Source organism: Nonomuraea sp. NPDC049152 (assembly GCF_040648355.1).
Taxonomy (GTDB): Bacteria; Actinomycetota; Actinomycetes; order Streptosporangiales; family Streptosporangiaceae; genus Nonomuraea.
The window spans coordinates 77,100-100,360 of record NZ_JBEZDO010000004.1 but is presented as its reverse complement, the minus strand read 5'-3'; the positions used below and the strand labels follow the sequence as shown (position 1 = coordinate 100,360).

Genomic DNA, 23,261 nt, shown 5'->3' with positions numbered 1-23,261 from the left:
CGGCGGGGTCTTCAGGCCTCGCCCAGCTCCGGGGGCCGGTGCTCGTACGGCGTGCTCAGCACCACCGTCGTGCGGGTGGAGACGTTCGCGGAGGCACGGATGTGCTGCAGCAGTTCCTCCAGCGCGAGTGGCGAGGCGACGCGCACCTTGAGGATGTAGCTCTCGTCGCCCGCCACGCTGTGGCACGCCTCGATCGCGCTCAGATGGGCCAGGCGCTCAGGCGCGTCGTCAGGTGCCGACGGGTCGATCGGCTTGATCGACACGAACGCGGTCAGCGGCAGTCCGATGGCGTCGTGGTCGACCAGCGCGGTGTAACCGCGCACGACGCCGCGTTTCTCCAGGCGGCGGACCCTCTGGTGCACCGCCGAGACGGACAGCCCTGTCTCCCTGGCCAGGTCGGTGAAGCTCATCCGGCCATCCCTGGCCAGCAGCGTGACGATCCGGCGGTCGATCTCCTCCATCCGATCAAAGGTAGCGGGCGATGGTCACGAGGTGGTCCCGACGGGGGCGCGCACCTTCATCGCGTGCTCGACCAGCGTGATCAGCACCTCACGGCTGGAGTCGCGCTTGCGGGCGTCACACAGGACGATCGGGATCGCCGGGTCGAGGCCGAGCGCCAGCCGTACCTCGGCCAGCTCGTAGACGGGCGAGCCGTCGAAGCAGTTGACCGCGACCACGAACGGCGTGCCGCGCCGCTCGAAGTAGTCGACTGAGGGGAAGCAGTCGGCCAGCCTGCGGGTGTCGGCCAGGATGACCGCGCCGAGCGCGCCCAGCGCCAGCTCGTCCCACACGAACCAGAACCGCTCCTGCCCTGGCGTGCCGAACAGGTAGAGCATGTAGTCGTCGCCCATGGTGATGCGGCCGAAGTCCATGGCGACGGTCGTGGTCCGCTTGGCCTCCACGCCGAAGGTGTCGTCGACGCCCGTCGAGCGGTCGGTCAGCGTCTCCTCGGTACGCAGCGGCCTGGTCTCGGAGACCGAACCCACCATGGTCGTCTTGCCCGCGCCGAATCCCCCGGCGATCAGGATCTTGATGGCGGTCGGCAGCCGCCGCCGCTCAGAGCGACCGAAGACCATCGAGCACCGCCCTGTACATCTTCTCGTCTTGCATGTCCACCTCGGGTTGAGGATCTTGCACGGTGACGAACCCCTGGTCGAACAGGTCGCCCAGCAGGACACGGATCGTGCCCGCAGGCAGGTCGAGGGTGGCGGCGATCTCCGCCACGGAGATCGGCTCACGGCAGAGCCTGACGATCGACAGGTGCTCGGGGTCCAGGCCCGCGCCGGCGCCCGGCGGGTCGCCCACGGCGACGGCCAGCGAGATCAGGTCGAAGGAGCCCCTCACGGGCTCGGTACGGCCGCGCGTCACCACGTACGGTCTGACGATCTCGGGGTCGACCCACTCCTCCCCCGTCATCGGGCCGCCTCTCCGCGCGCGGGCGATGTGAGGTACTGGCCGACCCTGGCCACGAGCATGGCCATCTCGTAGGCGATCAGGCCGATGTCGGAGTCCTGCAGGCAGAGCACGGCCAGGCACGCCCCCTCGCCGGCGACGGTGACGATGAGGTAGCGGGATCGCCACTCCACGATCGTCTGGCGTACGGCTCCCCCGCCGACGTGCTCGCTGACGCCTCTGGCCAGGCTCTGCAGCCCCGAGGCGACGGCGGACAGGTGCTCCCCTTCTGTCCTGTCCAGGTCCCTCGACGAGGCCATCAGCAGCCCGTCGGAGGAGAGCACGATCGCGTGCTCCACCTCCCTGACGCGGTCTCCCAGATCGTCGAGAAGCCAGTTCAGATCGGTCGTATGGCCTGCTGCTCTCACGTCTCCCCCTCGGTCAGCTTGGCCGCCTGCGTCCTGCCCAGGCGCGTACCCGACTGGAACGAGCCCATGATCGCGCGGATCTCCTCGGGCGAGCGCTCGTCGTCTTCCTGCTCCTGCGGCGTCGTGTCCTCCTCGGTCATGAGCCCCGGTGCCAGGTTGGCCTGGGGCACCCTGAACGGCAGGCCCGACGGGGTGAACGCCGGCCGCGCCTGCTCCACGACGGTCTCCCGCGACGCCGGAACCGGCCGCGCACCGGTCTCCTGCGACGCCGGAACCACCTGCGCACCGGCCTCCACCGACGCGAGGACCACCCCCGCATCAGCCTCCGCCGACGCGAGGACCACCCGCGCACCGGCCTCCGGCGACGCCACGCTCACCCCCGCATCAGCCTCAGGCGACACCGGGCTCCTCGGCACCTCGGTCTCCTGTCGCGCGGCGGGCTCGTGCGCGTTCGCCGGGTCGGGGAACTCGCGGGCGAGGCCGACGTCAGACCGCGCGGGCGCGTCCTCGGAGTCCGCCGCGTCCCCGGCCGCCCGGCCGGGCGCGACGTCCCCGTGCGGGCTCGCGGTCCGCAGGGCCTCCTTCTCGGAAAGCACCGGGTCGACGGACGTCAGGGGATGCGCGTCAGCGGGGACGCTCCTGGTGGGCAGCGGCGGCCTGGGCCCCCTCACGACCGGCTGCTCCGTCACCGGGACGGACCGCAGCGCGAGGGCGGTGCCGCCGGGCGGGCCGTTCGGCGCGGACCTGGGCGCGGGAATGCCCGGCACGAGGTCGTCCTCGCGCACGTCCCGCCCTTCGCGCCCGAAGTCCTCGAGGAGGGCGAACCTGGCGTCCTCGACCGCGGGCATGGGCGCTTCCGCCTCGGGCTCGAGGCCGATCAACTGAAGGGGGACGACCACCACGACCGTGGTCCCGTCGTACGGCGAGGGCCGCAGCCGTACCCGGATGTCGTGCCGCTCGGCCAGCCTGGCGACCACGTAGAGCCCGAGCCGCGCCGTATCGGTGAGCCTGAACTCGGGCGGCTCGGCGATGCGCCTGTTGGCCGCCTCCATGTCCTCCCGCGTCATGCCGAGGCCGCGGTCCTCGATCTCGATCACATAGCCGTTGACCGCCATCTGCCCGCTGACCCGCACCATCGTGTACGGAGGCGAGAAGGAGACGGCGTTCTCGATCAGCTCGGCCAGCAGGTGGACGACATCGCCCACGGCCTTGCCCGCCAGCGTCGCCTCGCCCACGGGCTGCAGTTGGACGCGGGTGTAGTCCTCGACCTCGGCCAGCGCGCCGCGCACCACGTCGATCATGGGCACGGACCTGCGCCACGTGCGGCCCGGCGAGGAGCCCGACAGCACGATCAGGTTCTCGGCGTTGCGCCGCATGCGGGTGGCCAGGTGGTCCAGCTTGAACAGGTCGCGCAGTTCCTCCGGCTTGTGTTCCCTGCGCTCCATGACGTCCAGGACGGTCAGCTGCCTGTGCACCAGGCCCTGCGTCCTGCGGGCGAGGCTGAGCAGGATGTCGCGGATGCCACGGATGTTTCGGCGTAGCTCGGCCTGCTCGGCCGCGACCCTGATGGCGGTCTCCTGGACGCTGTTGAAGGCCCGCCCGACCTCGCCGATCTCGTCGTCGCCGAACTCCAGCGGCGGCGCGTCGACGGCGAGGTCGACCTCCTCGCCGCGGCCGACGCGTTCGACCACGCGGGGCAGCCGCCGTTCCGAGAGCTCATGAGCGGCGTCGCGCAGCTTCTTGAGCTGGGCCAGGATGGCACCGGTCGTGGTGACCGACACCACGATCGAGGCGATGACCGCGATGAGGCCGAGACCGCCCGCCAGGACGAGCCTGACGATGACGCCGAGGGCGACGGGACCGGCCCGCTCGACGAGGTCGGCGGCCGCCTTCCGCACGGTCGCGTCGAGCGCCACGAGCACCGGCTCGATGGTGGACCTCCACTGCTCGGGGCCGACCGGGGCGGTGCCCTGGATGAGATGGTCCTCGAGGTCGCGCAGCGCGGAGAAGGCCGAGCCCGCGACGAAGGCGTCGTAACCGCGCCGGTCGGCGGCGGGCAGTTCGGCCGCGGCTTCGGCGCGGGCGAAGCGCTGGGCGCCGACGAGCTGCGCGAACCGGCCACGCTCGGCGACGCTCAGCCCACCCGCGGCCAGCGCGCCGGCGACGAGCGCGTCCTCCTGGGAGAGGAGCTCGACGGCTCTGCTCATCTCGATGAGGGTCCCGGCGTCCCTGACCGTCTCCTCGTCGTCGACGATGGCCAGCGAGTCGTAGGCCCGGTAGATCGTGTCGATGACGCCGGTGTAGGTGCCGGCGGCGCGGACGCGGTCGAGTACACCCGCGTCGAGGGCCGCACGGACCTCCTTCAGCCCTTCGAGGCGGGCGAACACCTGGTCCAGGCGCAGGTCGAGAGTGTCGGACGCGGCGAGGGCGACACTGGAAGAGCCCGCCTGCTCGATGAAGGCGGCCGCGGCGGCGTCGGTCTCGGCACGCTGGGCGCGCAGCGCCTGCTCGTCCGCGGGTCCCCTTGCTCCCAGGTGGATCAGCGACAGCCGGCGCTCGCGCTGGAGCTCGATCACCAGGGGGTCTCCGGGGGTGGCGACGCCGCTGTCGAGCGTGGCGACCCAGAGCAGGTTGGCCCCGTCGCGGAGGGTGACCCACGCGGCGAAGGCCCAGAGAGCTGCGAGGGAGACGAGAAGGGCGGCTACCTTGGTTCGCAATCGCGAATCACGCAAGCGCATATGCACACCCGGGGAAGATATTCGCTAAGGGACAATCACATACCCGGCGCCCCAACACTCCGGACACCCTAGCAACGCCACATACCTCACTCAAGCCGCAATAATCGATAAATGTCGCAATTGTCGGATTCGCTGACATTTAGGTTCATGATCGTATCAGGAAGGCCACTCCGGTCGCACTCGCCACGTGGAAAGCAGCCAGCAGTGCTGCCCTGACCAGGGCCCGCGTCGGATTGAAGACCTTGCCATACGAGAGCGCCGGCCGATCACCCAGGCCACCATCACGCAGAAACGAGCACCCCGTGGCGAACGCGCCGGCGCACGCGCCGATCCTGCCCCGGTGCGGCGCCGCGGCCTGCTCCGCGGTCATCCGGCGCCCAGCATGCGCTTCACCGGGTCCCGGGGTGGTGAAGCGGGGGGTGAAGGCAGTGTCATAAGCTGGCACAAACCTGGAGATATCCACCGCGGAGATCTGCCCCATGATGGTCTCGGCGCTGGTCCGGCAGCCAACGCCGCGATCACCGAGTCTTCGCATACCGGGCGGCCGGTCGACATCTACTCCTCCTTCGCAATATTCATGATTGCTCGCGTGGAGTAACGCATGATCGCCCGTTACTGATCAAGGTAGGAGATTGATGGCGACTTACAGCGTCACGCCAGTGCATCGGCGGACCGATGGCTGACCACGCGCTTCCTGCCGACGCCCTCTCCCGCTGCCGTGAGCTGCTCGAACCCGCGATGCGCGCGGCGGTGGCCGACCTCCACCCGTGGGGCGAACGGATGGCGGCCTTCTCCCTTGGCTGGTCGGACATCGACGGCACCCCCATCGAGGGCCACGCGGGCAAGGGGTTGCGCCCCGCGCTGGCCATGCTGTGCGCGCAGGCCGCGGGCGGCACGCTGGAGACGGCACTGCCCGGCGCCGTCGCGGTGGAGCTCGTGCACGCCTTCTCGCTCGTGCACGACGACATCATCGACAGCGATGAGCATCGCAGGCACAAGCCCGCCGTGTGGAAGGCGTACGGGGTGGGGCCCGCGATCCTGGCCGGGGACGCGTTGCTGGCGCTGGCGATCAGGTCGGTGGCGACCGGCCCGCACGCCGCGGCCGCCACAGGACACCTGTCGTCCGCGCTGGTACGGCTCGTGCATGGCCAGACGCAGGACATGGCGTTCGAGGAACGGCCGTGGACCGGCCACGACGCGGTGAGCGTGGCCGAGTACGCCGACATGGCCGCCGACAAGACCGGCTCGCTGCTGGCCTGCGCCGCCGCCCTCGGCGTCACGCTCGCCGGCGCGCCCGAGCCGCTGGCCGCGCGGATGCACGACATGGGCCGCGAGCTGGGTCTGGCCTTCCAGATGGTGGACGACGTGCTCGGCATCTGGGGCGACCCGTCGCACACCGGCAAGCCCGTCTTCGGTGACCTGCGCCGCAGGAAGAAGGCGCTGCCCGTGCTGGCCGCGCTCGCATCGGGGTCCGCGGCGGGCCGCGAGCTGTCGGCGCTGCTGGCGTGCGGCGCCGACGACGAGGAGTCGGTACGGCTGGCCGCCGACCTCATCGAGGCGGCGGGCGGCAGGACCACGACCCTCGCCATGGCCGCCGGTCACGCCTCCCGAGCGCTCGACATCCTCGACCGCGTCTTCCCCTCGGCCGCCGACCTGCGCGCGCTGTGCACCTCACTCATGAACCGCACCCACTGACATGCCCCCCGATCGCTCGCGCCCCTGCGGCGGGTCCTGAAACACACGCACCACCCCCGCGGGTCACTCCCGGCCAGACGGGCCCCTGCGGGCGGGCCCTGAAAGTCCCGCGCCGAGAGCCAGGGAGCGTTGGAGGGGCGGGGCCGCCCCATCATCGCATCGGCCCTGCGGCAGGATCATCGGCAGCCAGGCGGGCCGCTCTTCGGCGAGCGCCGCGCCGATCGGCGCGGCGAAGGCATGAGGTCACTCGGCCTCGGCCATCGCGGCGAGGACCTGCTCGCCGTACTTGGCCAGTTTGCTCTCCCCCACCCCCGAGATCCCCGACAGCTCCGCCAGCGACCCCGGACGGCGGGCGGCGATCTCGCGCAGCGTGGCGTCGTGGAAGATGACGTACGCGGGCACGCCCTGTTCCTTCGCCGTGGCCCCGCGCCACGCGCGCAGCAGCTCGAACAGTGGCTGGGCCTCGGCGGGCAGCTCGGCCGCCGCGGCCTGGCGGGCCGCCTTGGCCGGCTTGTCGGCCTTCTTGGCCACCGGGTCGTGCCGCAGCATCACCTGGCGCTCACCCCGGAGCACCGACCCGGCCGCGTCGGTGAGGACCAGCGTGCCGTAGTCGCCCTCGACGGCCAGCATCCCGAGCGCCAGCAGCTGCCGCACCACCCCGCGCCACTGCGTCTCGCTCAGCTCGGTGCCGACGCCGAACACCGTCAGCGAGGCGTGGTCGAACTGCAGCACCTTGTCGGTCTTCTTGCCGAGCAGGATGTCGATCAGCTGGCCCGCGCCGAACCGCTGGCCCCGTTCGCGCTGCAGCCGCAGCACGGTCGACAGCAGCTTCTGGGCGGCGATCGTGCCGTCCCAGGTCTCGGGCGGGGTCAGGCAGGTGTCGCAGTTGCCGCACGGCGCGCCCTCCTGCCCGAAGTAGGCCAGCAGGCGCACCCTGCGGCACTCGGCCGTCTCGCAGAGGGCGAGCATGGCGTCGAGATGTGCGGACTGCCGCCGCCGGTGGGCGTCGTCGCCCTCGGAGGTGTCGATCATGCGGCGCTGCTGCACGACGTCCTGCAGGCCGTAGGCGAGCCACGCGGTGGCGGGCTGCCCGTCGCGCCCCGCCCTGCCGGTCTCCTGGTAGTAGCCCTCCATGGACTTGGGCAGGTCGAGGTGGGCGACGAAGCGCACGTCGGGCTTGTCGATGCCCATGCCGAAGGCGATCGTCGCCACCATGATCATGCCGTCTTCCCTGAGGAAGCGGGCCTGGTGGGCGGCGCGCGTTCGGGCGTCGAGCCCCGCGTGGTACGGCAGCGCGCCCACTCCGTTCTCCTGCAGGAACGCGGCGATCTTCTCCACCGAGGCGCGCGAGAGGCAGTAGACGATGCCGGCGTCCCCGTCGTGCTCGGCGCGGATCAGCCGCAGCAGCTGCCGTTTCGGCTCGTTCTTCGGCTCGATCCTGTACTGGATGTTGGGGCGGTCGAAGCTGGCCACGAAGTGGCGCGCCCGCTCCAGGCCGAGCCTGGCAGTGATCTCCCTGTGCGTCTCCGGCGTCGCGGTCGCCGTCAGCGCGATGCGCGGCACGTCGGGCCAGCGCTCGTGCAGCGTGGACAGCGCCAGGTAGTCGGGCCTGAAGTCGTGGCCCCACTGCGCCACGCAGTGGGCCTCGTCGATCGCGAACAGCGAGATCGACCCCCTGGCCAGCAGCCGCAGCGTCTGCTCGGAGCGCAACCGCTCGGGCGCGAGGTAGAGCAGGTCGAGCTCGCCCGCCACGAACGCCTCCTCGACCGCGGCCCGCTCCCCCGGCTCCTGCGTGGAGTTGAGGAACCCGGCCCTGACGCCCGCCGTGGTCAGCGCGTCGACCTGGTCCTGCATGAGCGCGATCAGCGGGGAGACGACCACGCCCGTGCCCTGCCGTACCAGGGCGGGGATCTGGTAGCACAGCGACTTGCCGCCGCCTGTCGGCATGAGCACCAGCGCGTCGCCGCCCGCGACCACGTGGTCGATGATCTCCTGCTGCCCCTCCCTGAAGGAGTCGTAGCCGAAGACGCGCCGCAGCACGTCGGTTGCCTGGGGAACGAGGTCGGGGGAAGTCACCGGGCCACTCTAGGAGAGGTCGCCGACGAAAACGGCCGCACGGGCGAGGTGCGCGACACCTGGCGCTCCAATCCGCGTCAGCCGATGGCGGGGGAGGCGATGACGACGGTGACGTCGGCGGGCTCGTCGTCGGTCCGGTAGCCGTGAGGAGCGTCCCCCGCGAAGGCCAGCAGGTCGCCTGCCCCGAGCGTGCGAAGGTCATCGGCGGGACCCGCGTGGAGCCGGCCCGAGGCGACGAGCAGGTGCTCGGTCGTGCCCGGGGCGTGGGGCACCCCGTCGACGGCCGTGTGCGGGGGCAGGCGCAGCCGCCACAGCTCCAGGCTGTGGCCGCCGCTGATCCGGCGCAGCAGTTCCTCGTGGACGGGTCGCCTGCCCGACCTCGGGCACCTGGCCCACCTGCTGCGCGGCGCCGGGACCGGGCCGTGGCCGGCGTCATGAACGGAGACCGGCGTGTCGTCCGTCAGGTCGGGGTCGCGCACGACCACCGGCGTCGGAGACACGCGCCGCGTCAGCCGCGTCGACCCCGTTCCGCCCGGTCGGCCGACGCGTGCGTCCCGCTGCGGCGAGGCCCGCGGCCAGGCAGGTCAACGGGATGGCGGGGACGACGTAGCGGACGTCGAACCCGGTCAGGAACGGCGGTGCCAGGACCAGCGCCGCGGCCGCCAGGCCCGGCAGCAGGGCGTCGTGCCGCCGCCGTACCGACGCCAGGACTACGGCGCCCCCGAGCAGCGCGACCAGCAGCGGGAAGGGCAGGTATCCGAAGCGCTGGTAGACGCGCAGCCATCCGGCGTAGGGCTCGGCTATCCGCGTCGCCGCCGGGCCGCCCTCGTACGCCTCCGCCGCCGCACTGGCGGACTTCTTCAGCGCTCGCTCCTCGAAGGGGAACCAGTAGGGGTTGGTGTTCTTCATCGACGCCGTCCTGGCCGCGGTGCGTTCCCAGCGCAGCAGCCGGCGCAGGTCACCGCCCGCGGCGGTCAGGTAGTCGAAGGGCTGGGCCATGATGGCGGCACGGGCGAACCGTCCTGCCAGCGCGTTCTTGTCGCGTGGCATGCCGGCCAGCGGGGAGGCCGGTCCCCACAGCCAGAAGGCGGGCGCGGGCCGCCCTGCCACCGGCGTCGAGGGACAGAGCGGCGCCAGCTTCGGCTCCGGCCGTATCACCGAGCAGTCGGCGAAGGTCATGGTGCGCGCCCACAGGAAGAGCCCGTCGGCTCGGGTCAGCCCGAACGTGCCGCTGGTGCCGTACATCCAGGTGGCGTACGCCACCAGCGGCAGCGCCCCACCGAGCACCAGCCCCGCCAAGGACCGCCATCCGGTACGGCGCAGCAGCAGATGCCCCACGGCCAGCACGAGCACGGCCACGCCGATGGTCCTGGTGATCGCCCCGAGCCCGAGCAGCGCCCCGCCGACGCCCGCCGACAGCGGTGTGACGGCCCGGCGCGACAGCATGATCACCCCTGCCGTGACCAGGACGGTGAACAGCGCGTCCGCCATGATCATGTGTTCGAGCAGGATCAGGAACTCGTCGTACAGCAGGGGCATGGTCACGACCGTCGCACCCCAGCCCGGCAGGCCGCGCCGGCGCAGCACCACGTACACCGCGACCGCCAGGCCCAGCCCCAGGACGTGCTGGACCGCGGTGACGAGGGCAAGGCTGTGGCCCGGCGCGAGCGCGGCGAGGAACAGGGGGTATCCGAGGGGCCGGAACGTTCCAGGGACAGGGTCGGCCGCCGCTCCGAGGTAGGAGAAGGAGTCCGCCCAGAACCACAGCGTGGGCCGGTAGCCGACCATCGCCAGGACGCGCAGGACGAGGGCCGGGATCAGTGCCGCCAGGAACGCGAGATGGCGGTTTCCGGGCAGCACAAAACCAAACGACGGCACGCGCACGACGAGACTCCCAGGAGATGGCCGGCCGGGGTCCCCCGTGCCGACGTGGTCTCCTTGGTTTCACCACTTGTCGCGGAAAAGGTTCACAGCTCGCCGGGAAATCGGTTCGGCCGCCCTAGAAGCGGAAGCGGAGCATCCTCCCGACATCCCGCAGCCTCGGGATCCGCGCCAGCACCCACATCTGCGCCCGCCCCACCGGCGGCAACCGGTCCACCCCCGGCATCTCCACGCTCCGCACCGAGTCCGTGCACACCAGCCGGTCGTGCCACTCTTCGATCACCCGAGGGTCGTCCACCCCCCAGTACAGACGCGCCCCCGAGTTCCGCACCGCGGGCACCAGCTTCTGCAGCCTGATCCCCATCGTCCCGTACACGTCGAACAGCAGCTCCCCCGAAGGGAACCGCCCCGTGATCCGCTCGATGAGCCGCCGGCCGTCCTCCTCCCGCAGGTACATCGTCAGTCCCTCGAACACCGCGACGGTCGGCCGGTCGGCGGGCACCCCTTCCAGCCACTCCTCCCCCGTCACCGACGTCGCGATCTGCGTGTAGTCGCCGTCAGGCGTCGACAGCAGCCGCTCACGCAGCGAGATCACCTCGGGGAAGTCCACGTCGACCCACCTGACCGTGGCGGGCCTGGCCACCCGGTGCGCCCTGGTGTCCAGGCCGCACGCCAGATGCAGCACGGTCGCCGAGGCGTTGGCCGCCAGGAACTCCTCGAGCCAGTCGTCGAGCTGCTTGGCGCGCAGCGCGACGCCCGCCGCCGTGGTCGCGTTGACGCCGGTCCTGCGGAAGTCGTAGTCGATCCGGCGCACCGCGGTGACGGCCTGCTCGTCGCCCAGGATGGGGTCGCGGGCTCGGGCGTCGAGCGCCCTGCCGTACAGGGTGGCCAGCAGGGTCTCCTGGGCGCCTGTGAGGGTGACCCTCTCGCGGTTGTCCATGCTTGCGACGGTAATCCCGTTGCCGTGAGTTGTGCGGGTTCGGCACGCTGATGGCCATGAACGTCCCATACCGGCAGATCCGAGCCGCTTACACCGAGGAGTCCATCACCGTCTACCAGGCCTACGATCCGGCCATCGCCGCTCCCGCCGTGGCGGCGCAGCGGTTCGTCCCGCCGTTCAAGCGCGAGCGGATGACCTGGATCAAGCCGTCGTTCCTGTGGATGATGTACCGCTGCGGCTACGCCACCAAGGAGGGCCAGGGCCGCGTGCTGGCGATCGAGCTGACCCGCGAGGGATTCGAGTGGGCGCTGGCGCACTCCTGCCTGTCGGACCGGCGGGACATGCCGGTGCGTGTCCAGTGGGATCCCGAACGCGACCCCCGCCACAACGCGCTGCCGTACCGGTCGATCCAGATCGGCCTGTCGGGCGAGGCCGTCGACCGCTACGTCGGCGAGTGGACGCTGTCGATCACCGACCTGACCGAGCGGGTACGCGGCCTGCACGCGGCACTGCGTGAAGGCCGCGACCTGACTCCTCTGCTGCCGGCCGAGCGCCCCTACCCGCTACCGAGGGAGCTGGCCGAGGTCATCGGCGCGACTCGGGAGTGAGAGCGCGGCTGATGACCAGGCGCTGGATCTGGTTGGTGCCCTCCACGATCTGCAGGACCTTGGCCTCGCGCATGTAGCGCTCGACGGGGAAGTCCTCGACGTAGCCGTAGCCGCCGAGCACCTGCACCGCGTCCGTGGTCACCTTCATGCACATGTCGGTGGCGAACAGCTTCGCCATCGCCGCCTTGGTCCCGTACGGCCTGCCCGCGTCACGCAGCCGCGCGGCCTCCAGGTAGAGGGCGCGGGCGGCGGCGATCTGGGTGGCCATGTCGGCCAGCATGAAGCCGATGCCCTGGAAGTCGATGATCCGCGAGCCGAACTGGCGCCGATCCCCCGCGTAGGCGGTGGCGGCGTCGAAGGCGGCCTGGGCCACGCCGACCGCGCACGCCGCGATGCCGAGCCGTCCGCCGTCGAGCGCGGCCATGGCGATGCGGAAGCCCTCGCCCTCGGCGCCGACCAGCGCGGACTGCGGGAGCCGTACCGCGTCGAAGCGGACCTGCGCCGTCGGAGAGGAGCGCATGCCCATCTTGTGCTCGGGCACGCCGTAGGAGAGCCCTTCGAGCCCGGACGGCACGCGCAGGCAGGAGATGCCGCGGGCGCCCCGGTCGCCGGTGCGGGCCATGAGCATGTAGAAGTCGGCGACGCCGCCGTGGGTGATCCACGCCTTGACGCCGTCGACGGTGTAGCCGTCGGGGCCCGGCACCGCGCGGGTGGTCAGCGCGGCCGCGTCCGAGCCCGAGGAGGCCTCCGACAGGCAGTAGGCGCCGAGCAACTCGCCGCCGACCATGTCGGGCAGCAGCTCCTCCCGCTGCTCCGGCGTGCCGAAGGAGGCCACGGGGAAGCACGACAGCGTGTGCACCGACACACCCAGGCCGACGGCCAGCCATCCGGCCGCCAGCTCCTCGACCACCTGCAGATAGACCTCGTACGGCTGGTCGGCCCCGCCGTACTCCGAGGGGTACGGCAGGCCGAGCAGTCCCGTCGCGCCGAGGGTGGTGAACACCTCGCGGGGGAAGCGTCCAGCCGACTCGTCGGCGGCCGCGCGGGGCGCGATCTCCTTGGCGATCAGGTCTCGGGTCAGGTCGATCAGGTCGTGCGCCTCAGGGGTGGGCAGGGCACGCTCAACGGTCATCGCGACACGCTCCAGTGATGGGCTCGGGGTCTCCGATGTCCCGATTCTGTCATCGCCGCCGGCCGCGGAGACCGGTCGGTCGGCCGCACGCCCGTCCCGCGGAAGGACGCCATTGCCGAAGCCGCGGGAGCCCCCGGGCACGGCTCGGGCCCTGACGGCGCCCGAGCCGGCCGATCCGTCAGACGATCACGAGCTCGCGCGTGGTGTTGTTGAGCCGCGTCCCGCCGTCCTCGGTGCAGACCACGATGTCCTCGATCCGCGCCCCGTGCCGCCCCGGCAGGTAGATGCCGGGCTCGACCGAGAACGCGAACCCGGCCTGCATCGGCTCGGTGTTGCCCGACACGATGTACGGCTCCTCGTGCGTCTCGATGCCGATCCCGTGCCCGGTCCTGTGGATGAAGTACTCGCCGTAGCCCGCGTCCTCGATCACCGACCTGGCCGCGGCGTCGATCGACTCGCAGCTCACGCCGGGCCGTACCGCGGCGCAGGCCGCCTCCTGCGCCTGCCGCAGCACCTCGTAGTAGGCGGCGAAGTCGGCGGGCGGCTCTCCCACGCAGTAGGTGCGGGTGGAGTCGGAGCAGTAGCCGTTGTGCAGCTGCCCACCGATGTCGACGACCACGGGCTCGCCCGCCTGGATGACCCGGTCGGAGACCTCGTGGTGCGGGCTGGCGCCGTTGGGCCCTGAGGCGACGATCACGAAGTCGACAATGGAGTGTCCCGCCGCGAGGATCGCGTCGTGGATGTCCTTGCCGACCTCCCGCTCCGTACGACCGGCCTTGAGGAAGCGGGGAACCTGCCGGTGCACGGCGTCGATCGCCTCCCCCGCCTCGCGCAGCGCGTCCACCTCGACGGCCGACTTGCGCATGCGCAGCTCGCGCAGCACGGTGCCGGCCAGCACCTGCTCGGCGGAGGGCATGGCGGCGCGGAAGCGCAGCGAGGCCATCGCCCACATCCGGTCGGCGAGCCCCACCTTGGCGACCTGGCCGAGGCGCGCGGCGACGATGCCGTAGGGGTCGTCGGTCTCGTCCCATGCCACGAAGTCGAGGCCGAGGCGCGCGGCAGGCGAGGCCTGCGCGGCGGGAAGCTCCAGGCGTGGCACCATCATGAACGACTCGCCGCTCGCGGGCACCACCAGGCAGGTCAGCCGCTCCAGCGGGAGCGCCTCGTATCCGCTCACGTAGCGCAGGTCGGGGCCGGGGGTGAGCAGCAGAGCGTCGAGGCCCGCCTTGGCGGTGGCCTCCTGGGCGGCGGCGAGGCGGGACACGGGGTAAAGGTCTTGGGACGTCACATGGGCCAATCTACCGTTGTCGAATTCCATGAAAAGCTCTCACAACTCGCAAGCCAATCGCTACACTCCGTACCAGGACGATCACTTATTGTGGGGCAATTGTCCCGTTCCAGCGATTCGAGAAGTGAGCCCCTTATGGTCGGCGTCGTGGGCGGCCCTCAGCCACCCCTTCACTCCCCTGACGACCAGCGGCCCGGCGGGCCGATGGCGGCCGGCGAGCTCCTGCGACAGCTCGCCGATCAGCTCCAGCAACGCGAGGCGGCCGACGCCCTGGCCGTCCAGCTCGCCCACGCCCAGCGCCTGGGCAACATGGGCTGGGCCGAGTGGAACCTGCGCACCGGCGCGGCGGCCTGGTCCGACCACGTCTACGTCATCTTCGGCAGGGACCCCTCCGAAGGGCCCATCAGCCTGCCCGACCTGGCCGCCTACGTCGAGACGACCGACCTGGCCGCGCTCGACCAGCTGCTGTGGACGGTCGTGCAGGGCGTCGAGCCCGTCCAGGCGGAGTTCAGGATCAGGCGCGGCGCCGAGCTCCGCAACCTGCGCGTGGTACTCGAACCGCTCATGGGCGCGGGCGGCCCCACCGGCGTCCACGGCGTCGTACAGGACATCACGGGGCGGCGAAGAGCCGAGCGCATCATGACCGAGTCGCGCCGCCAGCTGCTCGAGGCCCGCGAGCGGGCGGCGGAGGAGCGGCACGTGATGATCGCGATGCGCGAGGCGATCCTGCCCGAGCCCATCGGCTGCCTCGACCTGCCGCAGGCGCGCGTGGCCGTCCGCTACGTGCCCGCGGGCAACTCCGCGAACCTGGGCGGCGACTGGTTCGAGGTGGCGGGCCTGCCCGACGGCAGGCTGCTGCTGGCCATCGGCGACGTCTCCGGGCACGGACTGCCCGCCATCGCGCACATGGCCCAGCTCCGCCACGCGCTCATCGGGCTCACCATGACGGGACAGCCGGCCGACCAGCTGCTCCGCTGGCTCAACGAGCTGGTCCTGCACCGCCTGGCCGAGACGACGGCGACCGCGGTCATCGGCCACCTCGACACCGCCACGAACGTGTTCACCTGGGGTCAGGCGGGCCACCTCGCGCCGATCCTGGTGCGTGACGGTACGGCCAAGCAGCTCGACCCGCCGCACGGGGTGCTGCTGGGGGCGACGGGCGAGCAGCCGTACGAGCTGGCCAGCATCGAGTTGCTGCCCGACGACCTGCTGCTGCTGTTCACCGACGGGCTGGTGGAGCGGCGCACCCGCGACCTCGACGAGGGGCTGGCCCTGGCGGTGGCGGCGGCGCGCGAGCTGCCCGCCTACGACCTCGACGCGGGCCTCGACCGGCTGCTGGCCGGCATCGGCGGCCCCAACCCCGAGGACGACGCCTGCCTGCTGGCCGTCGGCGTCGTGGGTCCCGGGGTGCGACCATAGACGGGTGCTGATGCTTCTCGACACCCCGTCGCTCTACTTCAGGGCCTACTACGGCATCCCAGAGTCGATGACGGCGCCCGACGGCATGCCCGTCAACGCCGTGCGCGGCCTCATCGACATGATCGCCACGCTGGTCCGCAAGCACTCGCCCGCCGAGCTGGTCGCCACCATGGACGCCGACTGGCGGCCCGCCTTCAGGGTGGCCGCCATCCCCACCTACAAGGCGCACAGGGTCGCCTTCGGCGACACCGAGGAGGTGCCCGACACGCTGGTGCCGCAGATCCCCGTCATCGAGCAGGTGCTCGACGCGGTCGGCATCGCCAGGCTCGAGTCCGCCGGCTACGAGGCCGACGACGTCATCGGCACCCTCACCCACCGGGCCGGCGGCGCGGTCGACATCGTGACCGGCGACCGCGACCTGTTCCAGCTCGTCGACGACTCCCGTCCGGTCCGTGTCCTCTACACCGCCAGGGGGGTGCGCAACCTGCAGGTGGTCGACGAGGCGTTCGTCACCGCCAAGTACGGCATCCCCGGCCGCGGCTACGCCGACTTCGCCACCCTGCGCGGCGACCCCAGCGACGGCCTGCCCGGCGTCGCGGGCGTCGGCGAGAAGACGGCGGCATCGCTGGTCACCCGCTTCGGCTCGCTGGAGGCGATGCTGGCCGCGCTCGACGAGGGGCGGACCGACGGGTTCCCCGCGGGGTGCCGCACCAAGCTGGCCGCCGCCCGCGACTACCTCCTCGTCGCCCCCGCGGTGGTGAAGGTGGCCGACTCCGCGCCGCTGCCGGAGACCGACCTCACGCTGCCGGTCAAGCCGCGCGACCCCGAGGAGCTGGTACGGCTGGCCGATCGCTACGGCCTCGACGGCCCGCTCAACCGCCTCCTGGACGCCCTGTCCCGCTGACCCGGCCCTTTCACCGTCGATCGCCATGAAACGGGACGAAACGGTGACGTAAAGTCGGTCGGAGAAGACCTCCCCCCGAGAGGCCGCGGCGTTCGCCGCGCCGGAATCGAGGGGTTATGGCACAAGACGTGGTTCATTCGCAGACCTCCGTGCCGCGCGTCGGGGTGACCCTGACCGTCAACGGCGTCGACCACCGGCTCGACCTGGACTCCCGCGTGACCCTCCTCGACGCGCTGCGCGACGCGCTGGAGCTGACCGGCACCAAGAAGGGCTGCGACCAGGGCGCCTGCGGCGCCTGCACCGTGATGGCGGACGGCAGGCGGATCCTGTCCTGCCTGACGCTGGCCGCGCAGTGCGAAGGCCGGGAGATCACCACCGTCGAAGGCCTCGCGGCCGGCGGCGCCCTCCATCCGGTGCAGGAGGCGTTCGTCCGCCACGACGCCTTCCAGTGCGGCTACTGCACCTCCGGGCAGATCATGTCGGCGGTATGCCTGCTGGCCGAGCGGCGCGCCGGGTCGGACGCGGACATCCGCGAGTTCATGAGCGGCAACCTGTGCCGGTGCGGCGCCTATCCGAACATCGTCGCGGCCATCCGCGAGGTCGCGGGGGCGGGTGGCGGCGATGCGTGAGTTCGAATACGTCAGGGCCGGCGAGGTGGGCCAGGCCGTGGCCGCGGCGACCGCCGATCCGGCCGCGTCCTACCTCGCCGGCGGCACGACCCAGCTGGACCTGATGAAGGACGGGGTCCTGGCGCCCGACCGGCTCATCGACATCACCCGGTTGCCACTCGGCGGCATCACCCGCAGCGGTGACATGCTCCGGGTCGGCGCGCTGACCACGATGGAGGAGCTGGCCACCGACCCCACGGTGGCCGAGCGCCTGCCGTTCCTGCGCGAGTCGCTGCTGCTGAGCGCCTCCGTCCAGCTGCGGAACATGGCGACCATCGGCGGGAACCTCCTCCAGCGCACCCGCTGCAGGTACTTCCGCGACCCCGCCGTCCCCGCCTGCAACAAGCGGCGCCGTGGTACCGGTTGCGCCGCGGTGGAGGGGGCCGCCCGGATGCACGCGATCCTGGGCGCGAGCGAACACTGCATCGCCCTGCACGCCTCCGACATGGCGGTGCCGCTCGTGGCACTGGACGCGGTCGTGCACCTTCAGGGAAGGGACGGCGGGCGTTCGGTTCCGCTGACGGAGTTCTACCTCGTGCCCGGCGACACTCCGGATGTGGAGAACGTGCTCGCGAGGGGCGAGCTGATCACCGCCGTGGAGATCCCGCTGCTCCCCGCCGACGCGCGCTCCACCTATCTCAAGATCCGCGACCGGGTCTCCTACGAGTTCGCGCTCACCTCCGCGGGAGTGGCCCTGCGGCTCGACGGCGACGTGATCCGCGAGGCACGCGTGGCCCTGGGCGGTGTCGCGACGATTCCATGGCGCGCACGGGCGGCCGAGGAGGTCCTGCGCGGAGCACCCGCCGACCTGCGGACCTTCACCGCGGCAGCCGATGCCGCCATACGGGACCCGTTCACCGTGGAGGGCACCGCCTTCAAGGTCGAGCTGGCCGGACGCACCCTCGTGCGCGCCCTGCGAACCGCCGCGGGAGGAGTGTCATGACGACTGTGGAGCAGGTCGCGCTGGTCGGCGCGGGAGTGGACCGGATCGACGGCCCGCTGAAGGTCACCGGCGCCGCGCACTACCCCAACGACTTCACCTTCCCGAACCTGGCACACGCCGCGCTCGTGCGCAGCACCGTCGCCGCCGGGCGGATCAGCCGTCTCGACACGAGCGCGGCCCAGGCCGCGCCTGGCGTGCTGGCGGTCATCACCCACGAGAACGCGCCCTCGCTCGGGCACGCGCCCGACACGTTCCTGTCCGCGCCGCCGCCCCCGCTGCAGGACGATCGAATCCTGCACCACGGCCAGTATCTGGCCGTGGTGGTGGCCGGCACCGCCGAGCAGGCGACCGCCGCGGCCCGGCTGGTCGAGGCGGACTACGAACCGGCCGAGCCGGTGATCGACATCCACGATCCGCGAGCGGAGCGGCTCACCGACCCGTGGGGGATGGACACCCGGCGCGGCGACGCACAGGCCGCCCTGGCCTCCGCCGAGGTGAGGTTCGAGGCGACCTACACCACCGCGGACAACACCAACAACCCGCTGGGCCTGTTCGCCACCGTGGCCGCGTGGGACGGCGACGCCCTCACCGTGCACGACGCCACTCAGTGGCCCGGCTATGTGCGCACGGCGCTCGCGCGGGTGTTCCAGGTACCGGAGAGCGGCGTGCGGGTGCTGGCACCGTTCGTCGGCGGCGGTTTCGGGGCAGGGCTGCGCGCGTGGCCGCATGTCATCCTGGCGGCGCTGGCCGCGCGCACGGTGGGCCGTCCCGTCAAGCTCGTGCTGACCCGTCCGGAGATGTTCACCGGCATCGGCCACCGCACGGCCACGGAGCAGCGCGTCAGGATCGGCGCCGCACGCGAGGGCCGGCTGGTGGCGATCGACCACGAGAGCACCACGACGCTGCAGATGGAGGGCGACAACCTCGAACCGTGCGCGGCGGGAACGGCGGCCGCGTACGCCTGCCCCAACGTCTCCACCCGCGACCAGCAGGTCCGGCTGAACATCGCGTGGTGCAACTCGATGCGCGGGCCCGGCGAGGCGCAGGGCAACTTCGCGCTGGAGTCGGCCATGGACGAGCTGTCCTACGCCCTGGGCATCGACCCGCTCGACCTGCGGCTGCGCAACTACGCCGAGAACCACCCGCAACTCGGCCTGCCGTGGTCGAGCAAGGCCCTGCGCGAGTGCTACGAGGTCGGCGCCGAACGGTTCGGCTGGTCGCGGCGCACGCCCCAGCCCGGGTCGATGCGCGACGGCGACTGGCTGATCGGCTACGGCCTGGCCGGCGTCTCCTTCTTCTGGTACCAGCCGCCATGCCAGGCCGGCGCGACGCTGCGCAGGGATGGGACGGCCCTGGTGCGCAGCGCGGTGACCGACATCGGCACCGGCACCTACACGGTGATGACCCAGCTGTCGGCCGAGCTCCTCGGACTGGACCTGGAGCAGGTGACCTTCGAGCTCGGTGACAGCGACCTGCCACCAGGGGCCCAGGCGGGCGGCTCAGGCCTCACGGCGGGTCTCGGCAGCGCGGTCCACGCGGCCTGCCGCGACCTCGTGCGGGCCTTCCTCGACATGGTTCGCGACGATCCCACCTCACCTCTGGCGGGGTGCGGCGTCGACGAGGTCACCGTCGCAGGCGGCCGCATCCACCGCACGGGAACGCCGCAGCGCGGTGAGTCCTACACCGACATCCTCGCGGCGCACGGGCTGGAGGAGCTGACCGCCGGCGGTGCCAGCACCCCTGCCGATCCCCAGGAGCTCGGCCTGGCGCCGGCGGGCCCCTTCGGCGCGAGGTTCGTGGAGGTACGGGTCGACCCCGACCTCGGGCTGCTGCGGGTGGCCCGGATCGTCTCGGTGATCGACGCCGGCCGGATCCTGAACGAGAAGACCGCGACCAGCCAGATCATCGGCGGCACGGTCGGCGGCATCGGCATGGCCATGTTCGAGGAGACGGTCACCGACGCGAAGACCGGGCGCATCGCCAACGCCACCTTCGGCGACTACCTGATCCCGGTGAACGCCGACGTCCCCGACATGGAGGTGATCTTCGTCGGGCGGCCCGACCGGTTCAATCCCATCGGGGTCAAGGGCGTCGGCGAGATCGGCCTCGTCGGCGTGGCGGCCGCCATCGCCAATGCCGTCCACCACGCCACCGGGAGGCGGATCCGCTCCCTGCCCATCACGATCGACCAGCTCTTCTAGCGCGTCCAGCGGGAGCGCACCGCCTGAGGTCGCTAAATCGGTTCAGCTCCTCGCCGAGGTGCTCTCCCGCACGGTCAGCCTGGGCGTCGGCGTCTTGACGTTCAGCGGAGCGGCCGGGTCGGCGATCGTCTCCAGCAGCGTCTGCGCCACCTGCCTGCCCAGCGCGAACGTGTCCCGCGACAGCGCGGTGAGCGTGGGATGCACGATCCTGGCCAGCACCGAGTCGTCGAAGGCCACGATCGACACCTCCTCAGGCACGGGGACGCGCATCTCTGCCGCGACGCCGAGCCCCGCCACCGCCATGACGTCGCTGTCATAGATGATCGCGGTCGGTCTGCGGCCGCGCGACAGCAGCGTCCTGGTCGCCGCCGCCCCCTGCGCGTCGCTGAAGTCGGTCGGGACCGAGACCACCTCCTCCAGGCCGAGCCTGCGCGCCGAGTCGCGCAGCGCCCTGATCCGCCGCTGGGTGTGACGAAAGGCGGGCAGCCCGGCCACGTGCGCGATCCTGGTGTGGCCGAGCGCGGCCAGGTAGTCGGCGATCGACAGCATCGCCCCTCTGTCGTCGGCCCACACGCACGACAGCGATCCGTGGGGGCCGGGCCCGCCCAGCACCACGGCGGGCACCCCGAGCCCGTCGAGCACCTCGACACGCGGGTCGCGCACCTGCAGGTCGACCAGGATGAACCCGTCCACGCGCCCCTCGGAGGCCCAGCGCCGGTAGATCTCGATCTCGGCCGCGGTGTCCTCCACGACCAGCAGGTGCAGCGCCACCGCGCCCGCCGACAACCCCGCCTGCAGGCCCGACAGCAGGTGGGCGAAGAACGGCTCCACCCCGATGGTCCTGGCCGGCCTGGCGATGACCAGGCCCGCAGCCTCGGCCCTGGCGCCGCCGAGCGCCCTGGCGGCGCTGTGGGGACGCCAGTTCATCTCCTCGGCCACCCGCAGGATGCGCGCCCGAGTCTCCTCGCTCACGCCCGGCCTGCCGTTGAGCGCGAAGGAGACCGCGCCCTTGGACACCCCCACCCTGCGGGCGATGTCGGCAATCGTCGGTCGCCCCACGGCTCCCCTTCCTCTTGACACGGGAGTCTATCGGGAGAGCGCGCAGGCACTAGAACGGTTTAGCGACTGCACTGACGGCCGTACGGCGGGACCAGCGGCGTTTCTTCTTCCACGGCGTCGAGGAGGGCTCGCATCAAGGGATAAGTTTGATCAGGTGAGCACGAACATCCGATTGTCCGGAGATGTCCACCCGCGGCTCGCGGACGGATTCGAGCGGATCAGGCGCGAGATCAAGCTGCCGGAGGAGTTCCCCAAGGCCGTGCTGGCGGAGGCCGCACGCGTGGCCGACGACCCCGCGCCCGCGGTCAGGCAGGACCTCACCGAACTGCCGTTCGTCACCATCGACCCGCCGGGCTCCATGGACCTGGACCAGGCCCTCTTCATCGAGGCGCTCGGCTCGGGCTACCGCGTGTGGTACGCCATCGCCGACGTCGGCGCCTTCGTCAGGCCGGGCGGCGCGCTCGACGCCGAGGCGCGCCTGCGCGGGGAGACGGTCTACCTGCCCGACGGCAAGGTCCCGCTGCACCCGCAGGTGCTGTCCGAGGGCGCGGCCAGCCTGCTGCCCGGCGTGACCAGGCCCGCGGCCGTGTGGCGGATCGACCTGGACGCCGAGGGCGGCCTGATCGGCGTGGACGTGCAGCGTTCGCTGGTGCGCAGCCGCGAGCGGCTCGACTACGACTACGTGCAGGCCGCCGTCGACACCGGCACCGCCGACGGCACGCTGAAACTGCTGGCCGAGGTCGGCCGCCTGCGCCTGGGCCTGGAGCGCGCCCGCGGCGGCGTCACGCTGCCCACCCTCGAGCAGGAGGTCGTCGCCGGCGACGGCGGCTACCGCCTGGAGTACCGGGCGCCGGTGCCGTCGGAGGCGTGGAACGCCCAGATCTCCCTGCTGACCGGCATGTGCGCGGCCTCGATGATGCTGGACGCGGAGATCGGCGTGCTGCGCGTGCTCCCGCCGCCGCAGCCAAGCGACCTGGCCACTGTTCGCAGGGCCGCCCTCGCGCTCGGGGTGCCATGGCCTGAGGGCGCCTCCTACGGCGACGTCGTGCACGACCTCGACCCCAAGGTGCCCTCCAACGCCGCCTTCCTCAACGAGTCGAAGATCCTGCTGCGCGGCTCCGGCTACGTCGCCTTCGACGGCGAGCCGCCGAAGCTGGCCGAGCACTCGGCGGTGGCCGCGCCGTACGCGCACGTCACCGCGCCGCTGCGGCGCCTGGTCGACCGCTACGCGACCGAGGTGTGCCTGGCGATCGCCGCGGGCGAGCCCGTGCCCGACGACGTCCAGGCGGCGCTGGAGGACCTGCCCGAGATCATGTCCATCACGGGCCGCCGCGCGAACGCGGTCGAGCGGGCCTCGATCGACCTGGTGGAGGCATTCGTGCTGCGCGACAGGATCGGGCAGAGCTTCGACGCCGTCGTACTCGACATCGACGAGCGCCGTCCCGGCGGCCTGGTCCAGCTGACCGACCCCGCCGTCATCGCCCGCTGCGACGGCTCCCCGCTGCCGCTCGGCCAGTCGGTCAGGGTCCGGCTCACCCAGGCCGACCCCAACACCCGCGAGGTCCGCTTCACCGTCGCCTGAACATGCCGACCGCGCCTTCACGCAAGCGAGAGCCGCGCGCGGTGCCGGGGGGTGCCGCACGCGGCCCGGTTCGGGGTGCTACCGGTGACTCACTTCTTGAGCGGGCTCCAGCCTGCGCCGATGCCCATGAGGTGGAGGGCGACGCACAGCAGGCCGGCGGTGCCGAGCGTGGCGACGGTGACCACACCACCTACCGCCACATCGGCGATCTCGAACACGAGGGCGAGCACGAACAGCAGGGCAGCGATGAGAGCGAACATCCCAACCTCCAGGCGTGGGAGACCTTCCGACATGGGGATTTCCGCTG

The 23,261-nt window shown here is 71.8% G+C and carries 22 protein-coding genes; 8 read left to right on the top strand and 14 right to left on the bottom strand.

Annotated elements, in window-relative coordinates:
- Window positions 1-11 precede the first annotated feature (11 nt).
- From AB0B45_RS09290 to AB0B45_RS09265, 6 genes are all read right to left on the bottom strand, one after another.
- A complete protein-coding gene (locus tag AB0B45_RS09290; RefSeq protein WP_358127735.1) occupies window positions 12-461 on the bottom strand; it encodes an Lrp/AsnC family transcriptional regulator in 450 nt (149 codons plus the stop codon).
- Window positions 462-485: 24 nt separating this feature from the next.
- On the bottom strand, window positions 486-1,076 hold the full coding sequence (locus AB0B45_RS09285) for an ATP/GTP-binding protein (RefSeq protein WP_358127733.1): 591 nt from the start codon (window positions 1,074-1,076) through the stop codon (window positions 486-488).
- Window positions 1,057-1,416 carry a DUF742 domain-containing protein gene (locus AB0B45_RS09280; RefSeq protein WP_358127731.1) on the bottom strand — a complete coding sequence of 120 codons (360 nt, stop codon included), beginning with the start codon at window positions 1,414-1,416 and terminating at the stop codon, window positions 1,057-1,059. Before AB0B45_RS09280 ends, AB0B45_RS09285 begins: the two co-directional genes overlap by 20 nt.
- Complete coding sequence (locus tag AB0B45_RS09275) at window positions 1,413-1,820, bottom strand: roadblock/LC7 domain-containing protein (RefSeq protein WP_358127729.1); 408 nt, start codon at window positions 1,818-1,820, stop codon at window positions 1,413-1,415. The genes AB0B45_RS09280 and AB0B45_RS09275 overlap by 4 nt, the downstream gene beginning before the upstream one ends.
- On the bottom strand, window positions 1,817-4,537 hold the full coding sequence (locus AB0B45_RS09270) for a nitrate- and nitrite sensing domain-containing protein (RefSeq protein WP_358127727.1): 2,721 nt from the start codon (window positions 4,535-4,537) through the stop codon (window positions 1,817-1,819). The genes AB0B45_RS09275 and AB0B45_RS09270 overlap by 4 nt, the downstream gene beginning before the upstream one ends.
- A gap of 166 nt (window positions 4,538-4,703) precedes the next feature.
- Entirely contained in the window at window positions 4,704-4,928 is a 225-nt protein-coding gene (locus tag AB0B45_RS09265; RefSeq protein WP_358127725.1) for a hypothetical protein, read from the bottom strand.
- 305 nt (window positions 4,929-5,233) lie between these two features.
- On the opposite strand from AB0B45_RS09265, the gene AB0B45_RS09260 reads away from it, so the two are divergent.
- Window positions 5,234-6,253, top strand: coding sequence for a polyprenyl synthetase family protein (locus tag AB0B45_RS09260; protein ID WP_358127723.1), 1,020 nt, complete (start codon window positions 5,234-5,236; stop codon window positions 6,251-6,253).
- A 243-nt stretch (window positions 6,254-6,496) separates the two neighbouring features.
- Here AB0B45_RS09260 and recQ read toward each other — a convergent pair whose 3' ends face one another.
- The 4 genes from recQ to AB0B45_RS09240 all read right to left on the bottom strand — a co-directional run bounded on the left by recQ (window position 6,497) and on the right by AB0B45_RS09240 (window position 11,150).
- Entirely contained in the window at window positions 6,497-8,329 is a 1,833-nt protein-coding gene (recQ, locus tag AB0B45_RS09255; RefSeq protein WP_358127721.1) for a DNA helicase RecQ, read from the bottom strand.
- 77 nt (window positions 8,330-8,406) lie between these two features.
- On the bottom strand, window positions 8,407-8,808 hold the full coding sequence (locus AB0B45_RS09250) for a cupin domain-containing protein (RefSeq protein WP_358127720.1): 402 nt from the start codon (window positions 8,806-8,808) through the stop codon (window positions 8,407-8,409).
- Window positions 8,762-10,207: a hypothetical protein gene (locus AB0B45_RS09245; RefSeq protein ID WP_358127718.1), complete on the bottom strand. Its 1,446-nt coding sequence runs from the start codon at window positions 10,205-10,207 to the stop codon at window positions 8,762-8,764. Before AB0B45_RS09245 ends, AB0B45_RS09250 begins: the two co-directional genes overlap by 47 nt.
- Window positions 10,208-10,328: 121 nt before the next feature.
- Entirely contained in the window at window positions 10,329-11,150 is an 822-nt protein-coding gene (locus AB0B45_RS09240) for a class I SAM-dependent methyltransferase (protein WP_358127717.1), read from the bottom strand.
- 56 nt (window positions 11,151-11,206) lie between these two features.
- On the opposite strand from AB0B45_RS09240, the gene AB0B45_RS09235 reads away from it, so the two are divergent.
- Entirely contained in the window at window positions 11,207-11,758 is a 552-nt protein-coding gene (locus tag AB0B45_RS09235; RefSeq protein ID WP_358127715.1) for a DUF4291 domain-containing protein, read from the top strand.
- Here the strand turns inward: AB0B45_RS09235 and AB0B45_RS09230 are convergent.
- On the bottom strand, window positions 11,736-12,890 hold the full coding sequence (locus AB0B45_RS09230; RefSeq protein WP_358127713.1) for an acyl-CoA dehydrogenase family protein: 1,155 nt from the start codon (window positions 12,888-12,890) through the stop codon (window positions 11,736-11,738). The two genes, AB0B45_RS09235 and AB0B45_RS09230, sit on opposite strands and share 23 nt — an antisense overlap.
- Before the next feature lie 178 nt (window positions 12,891-13,068).
- Window positions 13,069-14,208, bottom strand: a complete 1,140-nt coding sequence (locus AB0B45_RS09225) for an aminopeptidase P family protein (RefSeq protein ID WP_358127711.1) — start codon at window positions 14,206-14,208, stop codon at window positions 13,069-13,071.
- A 117-nt stretch (window positions 14,209-14,325) separates the two neighbouring features.
- Here AB0B45_RS09225 and AB0B45_RS09220 point away from each other — a divergent pair, with 117 nt between their 5' ends.
- The 5 genes from AB0B45_RS09220 to AB0B45_RS09200 all read left to right on the top strand — a co-directional run bounded on the left by AB0B45_RS09220 (window position 14,326) and on the right by AB0B45_RS09200 (window position 20,313).
- Window positions 14,326-15,597 carry a SpoIIE family protein phosphatase gene (locus tag AB0B45_RS09220; RefSeq protein WP_358127709.1) on the top strand — a complete coding sequence of 424 codons (1,272 nt, stop codon included), beginning with the start codon at window positions 14,326-14,328 and terminating at the stop codon, window positions 15,595-15,597.
- A gap of 10 nt (window positions 15,598-15,607) precedes the next feature.
- The gene (locus AB0B45_RS09215) at window positions 15,608-16,501 is read left to right on the top strand and encodes a 5'-3' exonuclease H3TH domain-containing protein (RefSeq protein WP_358128366.1); all 894 of its coding nucleotides are present in this window, start codon (window positions 15,608-15,610) and stop codon (window positions 16,499-16,501) included.
- A 128-nt stretch (window positions 16,502-16,629) separates the two neighbouring features.
- Window positions 16,630-17,130 carry a (2Fe-2S)-binding protein gene (locus AB0B45_RS09210; RefSeq protein WP_358127707.1) on the top strand — a complete coding sequence of 167 codons (501 nt, stop codon included), beginning with the start codon at window positions 16,630-16,632 and terminating at the stop codon, window positions 17,128-17,130.
- Entirely contained in the window at window positions 17,123-18,112 is a 990-nt protein-coding gene (locus tag AB0B45_RS09205; protein WP_358127705.1) for a xanthine dehydrogenase family protein subunit M, read from the top strand. Before AB0B45_RS09210 ends, AB0B45_RS09205 begins: the two co-directional genes overlap by 8 nt.
- Window positions 18,109-20,313: a xanthine dehydrogenase family protein molybdopterin-binding subunit gene (locus AB0B45_RS09200; RefSeq protein ID WP_358127703.1), complete on the top strand. Its 2,205-nt coding sequence runs from the start codon at window positions 18,109-18,111 to the stop codon at window positions 20,311-20,313. Before AB0B45_RS09205 ends, AB0B45_RS09200 begins: the two co-directional genes overlap by 4 nt.
- Before the next feature lie 42 nt (window positions 20,314-20,355).
- Here AB0B45_RS09200 and AB0B45_RS09195 read toward each other — a convergent pair whose 3' ends face one another.
- Window positions 20,356-21,372 (bottom strand): LacI family DNA-binding transcriptional regulator, encoded by a 1,017-nt coding sequence (locus AB0B45_RS09195; protein ID WP_358127702.1) that lies wholly within the window; start codon window positions 21,370-21,372, stop codon window positions 20,356-20,358.
- A 154-nt stretch (window positions 21,373-21,526) separates the two neighbouring features.
- Between AB0B45_RS09195 and AB0B45_RS09190 the strand changes: the two genes are divergently transcribed.
- Window positions 21,527-22,954: an RNB domain-containing ribonuclease gene (locus AB0B45_RS09190; RefSeq protein ID WP_358127700.1), complete on the top strand. Its 1,428-nt coding sequence runs from the start codon at window positions 21,527-21,529 to the stop codon at window positions 22,952-22,954.
- Window positions 22,955-23,043: 89 nt separating this feature from the next.
- Here the strand turns inward: AB0B45_RS09190 and AB0B45_RS09185 are convergent, their stop codons facing one another.
- Window positions 23,044-23,214, bottom strand: a complete 171-nt coding sequence (locus AB0B45_RS09185; protein ID WP_358127698.1) for a hypothetical protein — start codon at window positions 23,212-23,214, stop codon at window positions 23,044-23,046.
- Window positions 23,215-23,261 lie beyond the last annotated feature (47 nt).

Excerpts from the sequence above, each read along its gene's own strand:
- AB0B45_RS09230 (WP_358127713.1), bottom strand. The coding sequence starts at position 12,890 with ATGACCGTTGAGCGTGCCCTGCCCACCCCTGAGGCGCACGACCTGATC.
- AB0B45_RS09240 (WP_358127717.1), bottom strand. The coding sequence starts at position 11,150 with ATGGACAACCGCGAGAGGGTCACCCTCACAGGCGCCCAGGAGACCCTG.
- AB0B45_RS09235 (WP_358127715.1), top strand. The coding sequence starts at position 11,207 with ATGAACGTCCCATACCGGCAGATCCGAGCCGCTTACACCGAGGAGTCC.
- AB0B45_RS09215 (WP_358128366.1), top strand. The coding sequence starts at position 15,608 with ATGCTTCTCGACACCCCGTCGCTCTACTTCAGGGCCTACTACGGCATC.
- AB0B45_RS09225 (WP_358127711.1), bottom strand. The coding sequence starts at position 14,208 with ATGGAATTCGACAACGGTAGATTGGCCCATGTGACGTCCCAAGACCTT.
- AB0B45_RS09260 (WP_358127723.1), top strand. The coding sequence starts at position 5,234 with ATGGCTGACCACGCGCTTCCTGCCGACGCCCTCTCCCGCTGCCGTGAG.
- AB0B45_RS09265 (WP_358127725.1), bottom strand. The coding sequence starts at position 4,928 with ATGACCGCGGAGCAGGCCGCGGCGCCGCACCGGGGCAGGATCGGCGCG.
- AB0B45_RS09205 (WP_358127705.1), top strand. The coding sequence starts at position 17,123 with ATGCGTGAGTTCGAATACGTCAGGGCCGGCGAGGTGGGCCAGGCCGTG.
- AB0B45_RS09280 (WP_358127731.1), bottom strand. The coding sequence starts at position 1,416 with ATGACGGGGGAGGAGTGGGTCGACCCCGAGATCGTCAGACCGTACGTG.
- AB0B45_RS09185 (WP_358127698.1), bottom strand. The coding sequence starts at position 23,214 with ATGTTCGCTCTCATCGCTGCCCTGCTGTTCGTGCTCGCCCTCGTGTTC.
- AB0B45_RS09290 (WP_358127735.1), bottom strand. The coding sequence starts at position 461 with ATGGAGGAGATCGACCGCCGGATCGTCACGCTGCTGGCCAGGGATGGC.
- AB0B45_RS09285 (WP_358127733.1), bottom strand. The coding sequence starts at position 1,076 with ATGGTCTTCGGTCGCTCTGAGCGGCGGCGGCTGCCGACCGCCATCAAG.
- AB0B45_RS09200 (WP_358127703.1), top strand. The coding sequence starts at position 18,109 with ATGACGACTGTGGAGCAGGTCGCGCTGGTCGGCGCGGGAGTGGACCGG.